This is a genomic window from Pseudomonadota bacterium, assembly GCA_026388215.1.
In the GTDB taxonomy this organism is placed as follows: Bacteria; Desulfobacterota; Syntrophorhabdia; order Syntrophorhabdales; family Syntrophorhabdaceae; genus JAPLKF01.
Genome location: JAPLKF010000029.1, coordinates 1 through 13,502 on the forward strand (window position 1 = coordinate 1; position 13,502 = coordinate 13,502).

The 13,502-nt window shown below is 42.3% G+C and carries 12 protein-coding genes; 6 read left to right on the forward strand and 6 right to left on the reverse strand.

Annotated features, from left to right (window positions below; translation table 11 throughout):
* Positions 1 to 3: 3 nt before the first annotated feature.
* Complete coding sequence (locus NTU69_02260) at positions 4 to 1,599, reverse strand: class I adenylate-forming enzyme family protein (protein MCX5802352.1); 1,596 nt, start codon at positions 1,597 to 1,599, stop codon at positions 4 to 6.
* Positions 1,600 to 1,732: 133 nt separating this feature from the next.
* Here NTU69_02260 and NTU69_02265 point away from each other — a divergent pair, with 133 nt between their 5' ends.
* From NTU69_02265 to NTU69_02280, 4 genes are all read left to right on the forward strand, one after another.
* A complete protein-coding gene (locus NTU69_02265; GenBank protein ID MCX5802353.1) occupies positions 1,733 to 3,298 on the forward strand; it encodes an AMP-binding protein in 1,566 nt (521 codons plus the stop codon).
* 93 nt (positions 3,299 to 3,391) lie between these two features.
* Positions 3,392 to 4,072, forward strand: a complete 681-nt coding sequence (gene rnc, locus NTU69_02270; protein MCX5802354.1) for a ribonuclease III — start codon at positions 3,392 to 3,394, stop codon at positions 4,070 to 4,072.
* The gene (locus tag NTU69_02275; protein MCX5802355.1) at positions 4,069 to 4,233 is read left to right on the forward strand and encodes a hypothetical protein; all 165 of its coding nucleotides are present in this window, start codon (positions 4,069 to 4,071) and stop codon (positions 4,231 to 4,233) included. Before rnc ends, NTU69_02275 begins: the two co-directional genes overlap by 4 nt.
* Positions 4,230 to 5,243 (forward strand): radical SAM protein, encoded by a 1,014-nt coding sequence (locus tag NTU69_02280; GenBank protein ID MCX5802356.1) that lies wholly within the window; start codon positions 4,230 to 4,232, stop codon positions 5,241 to 5,243. The genes NTU69_02275 and NTU69_02280 overlap by 4 nt, the downstream gene beginning before the upstream one ends.
* 544 nt (positions 5,244 to 5,787) lie before the next feature.
* On the opposite strand, the gene NTU69_02285 is transcribed toward NTU69_02280, so the two are convergent.
* The 3 genes from NTU69_02285 to NTU69_02295 are packed head-to-tail and all read right to left on the reverse strand — an operon-like array spanning position 5,788 to position 9,983.
* Positions 5,788 to 7,191, reverse strand: coding sequence for a hypothetical protein (locus NTU69_02285; GenBank protein ID MCX5802357.1), 1,404 nt, complete (start codon positions 7,189 to 7,191; stop codon positions 5,788 to 5,790).
* On the reverse strand, positions 7,188 to 8,156 hold the full coding sequence (locus NTU69_02290; protein MCX5802358.1) for a glycosyltransferase family 4 protein: 969 nt from the start codon (positions 8,154 to 8,156) through the stop codon (positions 7,188 to 7,190). Before NTU69_02290 ends, NTU69_02285 begins: the two co-directional genes overlap by 4 nt.
* Before the next feature lie 39 nt (positions 8,157 to 8,195).
* Positions 8,196 to 9,983, reverse strand: coding sequence for a carbamoyl transferase (locus tag NTU69_02295; protein ID MCX5802359.1), 1,788 nt, complete (start codon positions 9,981 to 9,983; stop codon positions 8,196 to 8,198).
* Between the two features lie 229 nt (positions 9,984 to 10,212).
* Between NTU69_02295 and NTU69_02300 the strand changes: the two genes are divergently transcribed.
* Together NTU69_02300 and NTU69_02305 are read left to right on the forward strand one after the other, a co-directional pair.
* On the forward strand, positions 10,213 to 10,875 hold the full coding sequence (locus tag NTU69_02300; GenBank protein ID MCX5802360.1) for a methyltransferase domain-containing protein: 663 nt from the start codon (positions 10,213 to 10,215) through the stop codon (positions 10,873 to 10,875).
* Positions 10,876 to 10,916: 41 nt separating this feature from the next.
* Complete coding sequence (locus tag NTU69_02305) at positions 10,917 to 11,816, forward strand: glycosyltransferase family 2 protein (GenBank protein MCX5802361.1); 900 nt, start codon at positions 10,917 to 10,919, stop codon at positions 11,814 to 11,816.
* Between the two features lie 5 nt (positions 11,817 to 11,821).
* Here NTU69_02305 and NTU69_02310 read toward each other — a convergent pair whose 3' ends face one another.
* Complete coding sequence (locus NTU69_02310; GenBank protein ID MCX5802362.1) at positions 11,822 to 12,457, reverse strand: methyltransferase domain-containing protein; 636 nt, start codon at positions 12,455 to 12,457, stop codon at positions 11,822 to 11,824.
* The coding region (locus NTU69_02315; GenBank protein MCX5802363.1) for a glycosyltransferase family 4 protein at positions 12,447 to 13,502 on the reverse strand (1,056 nt) is incomplete at its 5' end. The genes NTU69_02310 and NTU69_02315, both read right to left, overlap by 11 nt.

Consider the following 13,502-nt stretch of genomic DNA (forward strand, 5'->3'; position numbering starts at 1 on the left):
CATTTACTGTTTCTTAAATTCCTTCTCCATTGCCTCTTTTGCAGGTTTCACATATATGTCTCTCAATTTTGGTTTCTCAATCTTTCCTGCAGGGTTACGCGGGATAGGGGCATACACCATCTTCTCCGGCCATTTGTATTTTGCAAGACCTTTTTCCTTCACAAAATTGATAATCTCTTCATCTGTAATGGTCTGCCCTTCCTTTGCCTGAATAATGGCCATGACTATCTCTATAAATCTTGGATGTGGATAACCGAGTACTGCCACATCCTGAATCTTAGGATGCTTACGTAACACATCTTCTACCTCAGCAGGGAATATGTTCTCGCCGCCCCTGATGATGAGGTCTTTTGCCCTATCCGCGAAGAAGATAAACCCTTCTTCATCTTTATACGCAAGGTCACCTGTGTGTAACCACCCATCCGTTATCGTTTTGGCGGTCATTTCCGGGTTGTAGGCATATTCTTTCATAAGACGTGGTCCTTTAAGGAGTAATTCACCAACCTTGCCTGGAGGCAACTCTTTTCCTTTATCGTCAACAACCTTTACCTCCATAAACACTGTTGCTATCCCGATAGAACCAGGTTTTCTCATGATATCTTCATCGTAACAATTTGTGGTCCCGCCGCCTCCTCCTTCTGTAATACCATAGATGTTTGCAATGGGCAGATTCGGGAATATCTTCTTCGAATCCTCAAGGAGAATATATGGAACAGGTTGTGCACCGATTTCTATATGCCTGAGTGCTGAAAGGTCGTACTTCTTAAGGTCTACCTGACCAGATTTTATTGCATTAATGACGTCAGACCATGTAGGGACTGTATTCCAGCCACCTGTACATTTTTCATCTGCAATGGACCTTAAATAGAATTCTGGTTGTAATTCCATGGGCATGAGTATCTTGCCTGCGGCTATATAGCTTGGAAATGAGAGAAAGAGCGTGCCGCTGTGATAATACGGGTGTGGTGCGAGGTATACGCTGTTATAACCTTCATTATATGTAAGGGCATTAGCTATCCCTGTATAGAATAATGTCTTGTGGGTATGACAAACAGGTTTTGGCGCCCCTGTAGTGCCCGATGTAAACATGAGTTCTGCCATATCATCATCGTTTGTTTCAACGCAGACCCCCTTCGGGTCACCCTTTTCAACAATCTCCTTATATGACTTCATACCAGAAGGGACATTATCACCAAGACAGATATAATGCTTACAATAATCCATGTCCTTCATAATCGGCTGAACCCTTGGCACAAAACCATCACCAAGTATAAAGGCCTTGCACTTTGTGACATCAGCAGCATATTTGATATCGCTACTTGCAAAACGGAAGTTCAATGGTGTTACAGTTGCACCTGTTTTTAAAACTGCAATGTAACTTGCGTGCCATTCCATGCAATTCATCACGAGATGGACAACGATATCCCCTTTCTTTACCCCGCATTCCTTCTTCAAATAGTTTGCGAGCTTATTTGCCTGGTCATTATACTGTTCCCATGTAAGGCTCCTTCGTATTCCTTTTGAGGGGTAGCTTTCGATAATGAATTCCCTCTTTGGAAACTTGCTTGCATTAAGCCCGGAAAACATTGCAAAATTCATAATACCCTCCTCCTATCTGTATTTTTTTGTATTGCTTTAAGATTTTTAGCATGATAAATTGAACGATGCTCTATTGTCAACATTAAAATTATCAAATAATCTCAGGAGGGTAGTTAACATGGGAGATATATACATACACATAGGTGAAATCCTGGCAAGGAATGCACGGATGTATCCAGATGATGTTGCCCTTATTGAAAGGGTGCCTGTTGAAAAGAAGAGGACAGAGATCAAGTGGAAGCAGTTCGACGAGAAGGCCAACCAATTTGCAAATGTCCTCCTAAAAAAGGGCATAAAAAGGGGTGACAGGGTTGTTCACTTTATGATGAACTCGATCGATTGGCTTGTTGCATACTTTGGCATTATTCGGACAGGTGCGTGTGCTGTACCACTTAATTTTCGGTTCACCGGGGAAGACGTAAAGTACTGCTGTGATGTTGCGGAACCTAAAATTATTATATTTGATGAGGAATTCACCAGCAGAATAGATTCTATAAAGGACAGGCTTCCTACTGTCAAAGACTATATATGTGTGGGGGCAAATATCCCAACTTACGCAGAATCATTTGCAAAGCTCGTTGCAACATCACCTAAGATTCCTCTCGATGTCGAAATAACCTTTGCTGACCCATGTGGTTTGTACTTCACATCAGGGACAACTGGACAGCCAAAACCAATATTATTGACCCATAAGTGCATGGTATCTGCCTGCATTACAGAAAATGCACATCATTACCAGAAAAAGAATGACTGCTTTATTCTGATACCACCGCTTTATCATACAGGAGCCAAGATGCACTGGTTCGGGAGTTTTATCGTTGGGAGCAAGGCAGTAATACTAAAAGGTATTACTCCAGAATGGATCCTTGAGGCAGTTAGTGAGGAAGGGGGTACGATTGTATGGTTACTCGTTCCATGGGCTCAGGATATACTGGTTAAGTTCGACAGTGGTGAACTCAAGCCATCAAATTACAAATTAAGCCAATGGAGACTCATGCATATAGGCGCCCAACCTGTGCCACCGGCACTTGTAAAGCACTGGAAGGAATATTTCCCGAATATGGACTATGATACAAACTACGGTTTGAGTGAATCTACAGGTCCGGGGTGTGTTCACCTCGGCATAGGAAACGAACATAAAATAGGAGCAATAGGGGTGCCAGGTTTCAACTGGGAAACCAAGGTTGTGGATGAAAATGGTAACCCTGTTAAGAGAGGGGAACCAGGAGAACTCTGTGTCCGTGGCGATGGCGTTATGAGAGAATATTACAAGAACCCGGAGGCAACCTCAAAAACCCTAATAAACGGATGGCTCTTTACCGGAGATATGGCAAGACAGGATGAAGATGGTTTTATATGGCTGGTTGATCGCAAGAAGGATATCATTATAACCGGTGGTGAAAATGTTTTTCCTGTAGAGATTGAGGATTTTCTCCATAACAATCCAAAGGTAAACGATGCTGCAGCAATCGGATTACCTGATGAACGTCTGGGTGAAATTGTTGCGGTCATAATTGATGTTGTGCCGGGTAAAACACTTACCGAAGAAGAGGTGCTGAAATTCTGCGAGAAATTACCGAAGTACAAGAGGCCAAGAAAGATCTTCTTTGGTGAAGTACCGCGCAATCCAACGGGAAAGATAGAAAAACCGAAGCTCAGAAAGATATACTCAGGCATGGAACAAGCATTTAAAATATAGCGTTTAGCGTAGAGCGTTGAGCAGAGGGCTTAGAGTTTTAACTCTTTGCTCTTGGCTCCATACTCCTTGCTCTATGCGCTTTACACCCAAATTATGTACCCAACCAAGATAGAAGAGACAATCAATTATATATTCAAGGATAGAGAACTACTGAATCAGGCAATTACACATAGCTCTTGGTTTAATGAAAAAAAGGAAGCAAGGCAGTCACAAAACGAAAAGCTTGAATACCTTGGAGATGCAATTTTAAACAGTATCATCAGCATACTTCTCTATAAAAAATACAAAGACAGACAGGAAGGGTTCTTAAGCAATGCAAGGTCCTGCCTGGTCAAAAGAGAAACCCTCACCGAAATAGCGAAGGATATCAATCTTGGAAAGCATATGTACTATGGCAATGGCGAGAACAATATACCGCTCGATTCAAAGGTTTTATCAAACATGCTTGAGGCCCTGATCGGCGCTATTTATCTGGATGGGGGATTAAAAAAGGTAACCCGCGTTGTCAAGAACCTGTTTTTACAATATTTCAACGAAGAAAGGTTGAACGAAAAAAATCCAAAAAATGTACTACAGGAATATTCCCAAAAAAGGTGGGGGATGCTTCCAAAATATAAATTTACAAGGAAAACAAAGGGTGGCTTTACAGTTTTAGTTTATATAGGCAAAGAGTTTAAGGCAAAGGGAGCGGGCAAGAATAAAAAAGAGGCAGAACAGCAGGCGGCTAAGGAACTGCTGAATACACTTATTGAAGAGGAGCAGGAAAGTAGATGATGTATGAAAGAAGAAAAAGGATGGGGGACAGAAGGAAAAGAAAAGAAGACAGGAGGCTGAGGATAGAATATAGAAACGAGGCAGAGGAGAGGCGAAAAAGGACAGAGAACAGGAGGCAAAGAAAAGAGGATAGGAGGCAGAGGGCTGAAAACCTCCAATGATTATCCCGATCTTCCTTCCCCATCTTGGATGCCATGACAGATGCATATACTGTAATCAGGCATATATAACAGACAGTAAAGATAACAATATTCGTTCCACAATCGAAAGAACGCTCGGTCCACTAAGGGGCAGGTTTGAGGTAGGCTTATATGGAGGGAACATATTTGGTGTAGAACCATCCATCTTAAAGAAATTATTTACGTATTTTGAAGATTATATGGACAACATTCAGGGCTTCAGGATTTCCACAAAACCAGTTCCCTTAAGAAAGGAGACCATAGAAATACTCAAAGAACATAAGGTCAGCACCATTGAGCTTGGAATACCAACATTCAATAATGAAATACTTCACAGGCTCAACAGAAAACACACAGGGGAGGATTTATTCAGGGCCTTTTACATGCTCAAAGATGAAGGGTTTTATGTCGCCCTGCAGGTTATGGTGGGGCTTCCCGATGAGTCATTCGAGGATATCAAAAGGACTGTAGAAAATATAATCCAGTTAAATCCACATTACATAAGGATATACCCGCTCGTTGTTTTAAAAGAAACACCTCTGCAGGAAATGTATGAGGAAGGACTTTTCAACCCGATTTCATTTCAAGATGCAGTTGAAAGGGCGCTTTTCATATATCTCAATTCACTACAACACGGCATAAAGGTTGTTAAAATTGGCCTCACAGATAATGAAATAATAAAGGACAGGGTTATAGCAGGTCATTACCATCCTGCCTTCGGATATGTTGTAAGGTCAGAGGGATTTTATCTGGCAGTAAAAGCAAAGATTGAAGCTGCATCAATAAAGGGGGGTGTTGCTGTATCTTTAAACAACAGAGACATACCACACCTTCTGGGTTACAGACGCTCAAATATCGATAGGTTTAAAGAACAAGACCTCCATGTCACATGGGTGAAAGACGATATAAAGGAAGGGTACTTCTTGATAAAGCAAAGGGATAAGGCAATAGAAGGGAATATCTTTGATGCGCTTTCATGCATAGGCACATGATACATGATCCAGGATGCAGGATGACGATATATGATATAAGAAAAGTGAAGCTCCCCGCCCAGAAGGTGTGAAAAATCAGTGGTGTGGACGGAACACTGTTTCACTCGCTGCTCCACTGCGCGTTTTTACCCCACCCGCAAGCGGGTACCCGAGGCTCGAATCTCACTCAATTCGCAAACTCGGCTTTTAAGCCTCAGACATGCGTACGGTTTCATTGCGAACGGATGTGAGCAACATTGTCCTCCGGAACGCAACCTTCAGCCGGGTACCCATGGAGGTACGACATGGGTGGCCACCAAAAATGCTCGAAGTCGCGATTCGCGAAAAGTTCTTCCGTCCATATTGCAGTTCTTATAGGATTTTTTTCACACCTTTCCAGCCCCTGGGCTCAGGCAGAGATGCATCCGTATCCCGCCACAGGCGGGACCCGCTTGCGGGTGATGGTCGGGAATGGAGTGCGAAGTACAAAGGGAATCTCCTTTAGCCGGTTCGAGAAGAACAGTAATCTAACTATAAAGGTGTTTGCAGAACAGGACACTGGTTTTTACCACGACTCGACCTTGAGTCCACCTGCCCCCTCGTAGACAATTTCTCCCCTTAAGGAGCCCTTCCGCACATATTTAAAAATGCGCTTCTTGTCAACCTTCATAAAACCTGTCAATCTCAGAAAAAATCTCATTCTATCTCGAATGCTGATCCTCTTTGGCACCGTATTGTTCAACTGTATTAACATCTTCTTCAAGGTTTCTTCGTCAATATCCCTGAACACTATATCCTCAACATCCAGAAGGGCAAGGCCTTCATCTTCTAATGCAAAGAGGTTACAACCCTTCATGTCCTTATGTAGAATACCTTTTCTAAAAATCATTTCAAAGAAGCCTGAAAGCTTCTCTATAAACCTCTTTCTCTCATTATATTTCATGCTATCGTATCTTCTATCAAGGTAGCGGTCGAGCTCTTCTCCCCTGCCTCCCAAATCTTCCATGGCAATGTACCCTGCCTTTAAAAGTGAGGGCATTTTAAGATAATATGCCTGTGGTATTATAGATAGATGCATATATGCAAGGGCAACATGGTTTTTCCATGCATTCCTTAACCTTCTACGATTGCAGTATATCTTGCGGATATGGTCACTAAAACGTTCCACCATTACCTTTTTATCCTCTTTCAAATTAGCGACAAAACCACCCTTTGCCTTCTTTTCCATTCCCCTCACGTACAGGTATTCATCTGAATAGACCGTTATTGATGTGTCCTTGAATGCCCTTTTTCTCTTTCTTCTCACCCAGTTTTTTCTGAGCCTTTCTATCTCTTCTTCCAATCTATGCCGAATAGCTTCGTCGCCATAGTTTCTAAAAAATGTATCCTTCTCTGCCCCTGTCATATCACTGTAGACCATGGTAAGGGCATGAGAAAGGTTAGATATCTCGTCCCTTACATTAAAAGACCCTTTTATCCTCATTTTATGGAGGTCAATGAGATAAAGTTTATTATCTAAAACAAGGATATTATCAAGATGGAGGTCGTTATGTCGTATATAATTGGATTTTAAAATTTTAAGCAGGTCAGCGAGACCGGCAAACAGCTTTTCCCTCTCGCCAGTTTTTTCTAATTGCCTTATAAGGCTTTCTCCTTCTATCCATTCCTGTATAACATACGAGCCTCTTCTGCTTGTCCCATAGCCGAAAACATTAGGCGTAAGCATAGAAAGGGCAGAGAGCCTCTCACTCAATGTATACTCCCTTTTACCCCGTGGAATGAATATATTCCTCAATAATCCTTGAAGACCCTTTTCTAAAAAGGATTTTATAAAGATTCTTCCATTTTTATACTTGTAGACAGTATAAGTCCTCCTCTCACCTTCTTTGTGGGAAAACTGCTTCAGGACATCTTTAAGCCCCTCTTCTTTCAGGAACCATTTTATGCGGTCTATTCGTGAGGCTCTCATAGCGCCCCCACAATCTCTGCCACCTTGGGCCCCCATACCTTCAGGGAATATTTCTCTTCTGCAATTGTCCTCGAAACCTCCCCCATATTTTTCCGCAATCTTACATCCCTAAATAGCGCCTCAATTGCCCCTTTCCATCCGTCCGTATCGTTTCTTAGAAAACCGTTAACCCCATCCTTTATCATATCCTTTGCAACGCCTACAGGATGGGTTATGGAAGGAAGCCCTGCTGCCATATACTGAATGAGCTTCAGCCCGCACTTGCCGCGTGACCATATATCGTCCCGCGCAGGCATAATCCCCATATCGAAGCTTAAGAGCGACGACTTTTCCCTGTCTTTTTCCCATTTTTCAAACAATATCCCCTCCCCTTCCATTTCAGAAGGCTTATCGGCAACGAACTTGAAGTTGATACCCCTATTACCGTGAAAAGAAAGAAAAAGCTCTTTCATGTCCGAAAGATATTTTAATGTGGAACTGCTCCCCATCCATCCTACAACAAATGGTTTCTTGTCCTCATGGGACTTGACCGGATACTCGTCAGTGTTTACAACGGTCGGGATATAATGGATGCCTTCGGTTTTAAACTTCTTTGCCTCCTCGAGGAGAAAACGGTTCCCACAAAATACAATATCAGATGCCCTGATCATCCCCTCAAATCTGCTTCGTCTCGTACTACTGCTACCTCTGCTCCCATACATCACAGCATCGTCAAAATCATACACCATCCTTTTTGAAAGCCTTCTGAATAAAGACAGCTTCAAAGGATTGGGAAGAACCCTCTGGATGTATGTAATATCCGACTGTTGAATGCTTTTTAGTAATTCTACGGGGTTTGCCTTTGTCGTAAGAAGCTGGATTTTAAAACCCTGCTTTTCTAAATACGGGAAATATTGTTGTATTCTATACCCTTCCGGATTTTCTTTCGTGAAGATATTGTGGGTATAAAAAAGGATCCTTTTCATATTTTTTGATCCATTGACCAAATGCGGCCTATCTTCTGTCTACTGTCTTTTTAAATTGGAAAACCACCTTTTTAAGCCCCTGCCTCCCCTGATATCAACCGCTTTCAGCTTATTTTCATCGACAACCGGTCCGGTGACAAGTTTTTTGGGGCCCTTGGCCTCTATGAAGTAATCCTCGATGACCAGATAATCCATCTCAGTGGACATAAAACATTTAAGGGCATCTTCAGGGGCTTCTACAATAGGCTCGCCGGCTATATTGAAAGAGGTATTCAACAAAACAGGGACGCCGGTTATCTTATAAAATTCCTCAATAAGGTTATAGAATATACCATTATCTTCTTTTGTCACAGTCTGAACACGGGCAGTTCCATCAACATGGGTAATGGCAGGAATTACCCTCTGTTTATCGCCTTTTACCTCTGCGATGAGAAGCATATACGGGCTTTCACAATCAAGGTCGAAGTAATCAGGGGCATGTTCAAGAAGGACTGATGGGGCAAAGGGGCGAAATGCTTCTCTGTGTTTTACCTTTGCATTCAGAACATCCTTCATTTCAGGCTTTTCAGGGTCACAGAGTATGCTTCTATGCCCGAGGGCGCGAGGACCTATCTCGCTTCCACCCTGAAACCATCCCAGTATCTTTCCCTCAGCAAGAAGTTTCGCACATTTCTTTACTATATCCTTTTCTTTGGTGAACCTGATGTTCGGGGTATTCTTTAAGGTAGCTACGATCTCCTCCTCTCTATAAGACCTCCCCAGATAGGCGTTCTTAAAACTGTATTTTCCCAATTTCTCTTTTGCGATTATGTGGGCACCGTAAAGGGCGCATCCCAGGGCTATGCCTGAGTCACAAGCGGCGGGTTGTATAAATATATTTTCGAATGGGGTATTATCGAGAATCTTTTTGTTAGCCACGCTGTTAAGGCCCACACCCCCTGCATAGCAGAGGTTCTTGCATGGACTTATGCGGTAAAGGTGATTGGCAATCTCAATAAGGCCTTCCTCCGTAGTCTTCTGCACCGCATATGCTATCTCTGTATACACATCATCCGGAAGTTTCTGGCTATCCCTCTTGGGTATGTCGGGAAAGAATAGCCTTTGATAATGATCAATGTGTCTTACGAAATTTTTTTCGCTCCTGGTGAGCGCCAAACCTTCTGTAATTTCAAAGAATTCCCTCTCCATGCCTTTCCCCGGCTTTCCCCCATATGGAGCAAGACCCATTGCCTTTCCCGAACCAAAATCACCGAAGTTTAAAAATACAGATGTTCCCATATACACAAGGCCCAAACCGTTCATGTAACCTGGTACAGTATAATCCTTTCTTATAGGAACTATTTCATTTCCTTTTAATCTATAGAATGACTGGACTTCCTCATAATCCTTTTGTTCTTTTATACCCAAATTCCTATATGTAAAAGGGATCTTCGCTCCCGCCTCAGCATCGATAGCCTTGCTCCCCAGGCCATCTACAACCATCACAACTGCCTCCTCAAAAGGAGAAGCAAAAAAGGCGCTCGCTGCATGTGCGTCATGATGTGATACGGTGTGGATAGTGCCCTGGTAACCAAGTTCACCTCTAATCATTTCTACCGTTTTATTCTCTTTCTCTTTATCATACCGTGTAACACCCACAATCAGGTCAACGCCATTGATATTGGAAAGGGCTGCAGAATCAAGGAGATATTTTACGGACAGATGCGGGAAAAAACCAGCATGTTTCACCCTGCTAAGCCTTTCTTCCCCTACTGCAAATAACCGTCCTTCAGATATGAGGGCGGCACCTGTATCATGTCCAAAAACATGGAGCCCTAGGATATTCATAAAATTCTCCAATAATTTAAACTATATATTTGCATTCCCCCTGTCAGAACTTTCCCTAATATAACAGATGACCCCCGAGCAGTCAATCTCAAAAGAAGTTGATAGGAAATGGCCCATGGCTGATGGAGATAGGACGTAACAGAAAAGCCTTGACAATCTCCTGACCTTCTTATACCTTTTCCCAAAATGAAATTTCCAAAACAATATACCCATTGTACCGGGATATATAATGTGTAATCAGGCTTGTATCAAGTTTGGGCGTACGTATCTCAAGGAACAGGATGTAAAAGGAAAGTCTGTTATTGAAGTCGGCTCCCTCAACATAAACGGTTCTTTAAGGCCAATCGTGGAAGCATTGCACCCCTCAAGCTATGTTGGTGTTGATATTCAAATGGGGCCAGGGGTTGACCGGGTCTGCGATGTATTAGACCTCCTCGACCACTTCGGTTACGAGAAGTTTGGTTTCCTTATTTCCACAGAATTATTAGAACATGTGAAAGACTGGCAAAATGCGATCAGCAATTTCAAGAACGTCTTGAAACCTGAAGGTGTTCTGTTAGTTACTACAAGGTCAAAAGGTTTCAAGTATCATGAATTTCCATTCGATTTCTGGAGATACGAGAGGACAGACATGGAGGCAATATTTTCGGATTTCATTATCGAGGTAATAGAGAAGGATCCCCTGAGACCGGGCATATTTATCAAAGCAAGAAAGCCGGTTACCTTTAATGAAAATGACTTAACCGGATATAAACTTTATTCAATGGTCAAGGAAAAGCGTATAAGCTCCATTACCGATGCTGATATTTCCCTGTTTGAAAATAGCAAACGGAAAATATATGGCAAGAAAAGGTCCTCAATCTTATCAATATTACAGCATAAGCTAAAGTAGAAAGGCATGAAGAAAACAAAGTATCTAAAGATTTTAAAGAAATGGCAGTAATAGTGGAGAATCCTTTAGTCTCTATAGTCATCCCCACTTATAATTACGCCAGATACCTATCCCGGGCAATTAAGTCCTGTCTCGGGCAATCCTATAAAAACCTTGAAATTATAGTAGTAGACGACGGGTCAACCGATAATACCAGAGAGATCTTACGCGACATAGACAATAAGATCTTATATACCTATCAGGAAAATAAGGGGGTCTCTGCGGCCCGCAATACCGGGCTTGAACTCTCAACCGGCACATTTATTACCTTTCTTGATGCGGATGATTATCTGACCGAAGACTCAATAGAATCAAGACTGGGTATACTTATGGACAAAAGTGACCTTCAGTTTGTCATCAGCGAAACATACTCAAAAAATATCTCCAATGATACGTTATCTTACAGACCCGCATCAAAAAAGGATTTCATAACCGATAGATTACATGAGGCACTTCTGCTGAGACGTATTCAGTTTGCAACATGCGCGGTATTTATGAGAAACCAGCTTGCTAAAAAATTTAGATTCCCATTAAATATATCAAACGGGGAAGATATCGCATATTTCACAAAAATATTTTTTAAAACGAAGGGGTATTTCCTTTCAAAACCAACCGCGGTAACATGCAGTCACCCTGAAAGCCTGCGACACAATATTGAAGTAATAAAAAGGCAGGGGATTGACCTTATTGAGACAATCTTTGACGACCCATATTATGGTGGGGCACTTGATTATCTCCGTAAGGATTTTACCGCCCAACGCTGCCTTGAGTTCTTCAGGAGATTCTATCATTCCCGTGATAAAATGCTTGCCAGAAAATATTACATAAAGGCCATTCTTACCAAACCGAGTAAAATATTGAAGGTGGACTACCTGATAAAATTTCTCAGAACCTGCCTATAATAACACTATGCTCGCTTTTTCCCTATGGCAAAAATGGTGTATGCATAGTCAATCTCAAGAAACCTGAAGAGAAAGCCAAAGATATATACCTTCATCACATACCTGTGGAAGGCATCGTTAAAAGACCTGTAAAGTTCATTCACTTCATAACCTGTCAGATCCATGACTGCTGCAAGCTCATCATACGCATAGTACGTCTTATGGTCAGCAGTTGTAAAAAACTTGTTGGGATGATATATATTCGGTGTTGAAACAAGTATCAACCCATCATCCCTTAATACATCCCTCAGTCTCTTGAGCATGTTAATCCCTTCTGTAAATGGCATATGCTCTATCACCTCGGAGAACAAAACTACATCAAAAACCTCGTGCACATCATTAATATCATAAAAATCATGGGGGACATTCGTGTCCACATCCATGCTCTTATATTTAACCTTAACCCCGATCTTTTCAATCTCCTCCTTTAAGCCTTTTGAACCAGCTCCGACATCGAGAAGACTCATACCATCCCTGAGGACATGCCTCAAAAGGGCAGACCTCTTTTTAATCAGAGGGACATTCCATATACTCCTGTATCTCTTATGAATCTTCTCCCTTGCAGAAAAAAGTTTGGACCATTCAACTACCCTATCTTCCATTACAAACCTCAAAAAATATTTTTTCCATCTCATCAGCATTTCTTTCAATAGTATATGTTTTTAGCTTCAACCGTGCGTTATTCCCCATGTAATTCCTTCTCTCTTCATCAAGTAATGCCTTAATGGCAGATAATAAACCGGAGACATCATAGGGTTCTTCAAGGACATAGCCTTCGTCATGGGAGATAAGGGCAGATGCCCCATTCCACCTTGTTGTTATAACAGGAAGGGCAGACGCCATTGCCTCCATTGTTGTGAGCGAACAGGCGTCATAGAATGTCGGGTGTGCAAGTATATGCGAATCCCTGTAAACTGTCTCCGGTGATGCTGTCTCCCCGAGGAATGTTACATAATCTTTGAGATTCAATGCCTCTATGAGACTGCTATACCTCTTGCTCCGACCCCTCCCCATTACATTTAAATGGAATGCCTTTGTTTCCTTCGCAAGCTCACCAGCTGCAAGGAGAAGCGGAAAAAGGCCTTTAAGCCTGAAATTTCCAGCTGAAAATAGTATCCGGAGATTACCCGGCGGTTTTACCTCTGCAGGTCTGAACCTTTCTATATCCACGCCGTTATACACAACATCAATGTCATCTTCCTTCAGGTTGTAATGGTGTGTCATATGCTCCTTTACCATATCGGAAATCGCTACAATTCTCCGGTACTTCCCGGTCCTGATCGGGTATTTCGCTATCATCTCCTGCATCTTCTGGTTGATACTGTGTTTTAAGAGGAATGCCCTGAACCTCCGCTCCTTTGGATTATCATAGCTTGCTATCTCCCTCTCAATCCAGATACGCTGTACACCACCATGGCTCTGGTACACATCAGGTTCAAGGATATTTCCAAAACCAAGCATCACATCAAGGGGAAAGGCATTTACGTACTTCTTATGATTAAGGGCAAAGGATAGCGTCCGGAGCCATCTTGGAAAGGGAACGGTGTTTAGCCTCACAAGCGTTACGCCTGGCAGTACAACCCCTCTCGAGCAGAATACAACCACTTCATGACCTTTTTTAAGGAGATTTATGGAGAGGTCGTATGC

Coding starts and splice junctions, on each gene's coding strand:
- NTU69_02260 (MCX5802352.1), bottom strand. CDS start 1,599: ATGAATTTTGCAATGTTTTCCGGGCTTAATGCAAGCAAGTTTCCAAAG.
- rnc (MCX5802354.1), top strand. CDS start 3,392: ATGTACCCAACCAAGATAGAAGAGACAATCAATTATATATTCAAGGAT.
- NTU69_02275 (MCX5802355.1), top strand. CDS start 4,069: ATGATGTATGAAAGAAGAAAAAGGATGGGGGACAGAAGGAAAAGAAAA.
- NTU69_02280 (MCX5802356.1), top strand. CDS start 4,230: ATGATTATCCCGATCTTCCTTCCCCATCTTGGATGCCATGACAGATGC.
- NTU69_02285 (MCX5802357.1), bottom strand. CDS start 7,191: ATGAGAGCCTCACGAATAGACCGCATAAAATGGTTCCTGAAAGAAGAG.
- NTU69_02290 (MCX5802358.1), bottom strand. CDS start 8,156: ATGAAAAGGATCCTTTTTTATACCCACAATATCTTCACGAAAGAAAAT.
- NTU69_02295 (MCX5802359.1), bottom strand. CDS start 9,983: ATGAATATCCTAGGGCTCCATGTTTTTGGACATGATACAGGTGCCGCC.
- NTU69_02300 (MCX5802360.1), top strand. CDS start 10,213: ATGTGTAATCAGGCTTGTATCAAGTTTGGGCGTACGTATCTCAAGGAA.
- NTU69_02305 (MCX5802361.1), top strand. CDS start 10,917: ATGGCAGTAATAGTGGAGAATCCTTTAGTCTCTATAGTCATCCCCACT.
- NTU69_02310 (MCX5802362.1), bottom strand. CDS start 12,457: ATGGAAGATAGGGTAGTTGAATGGTCCAAACTTTTTTCTGCAAGGGAG.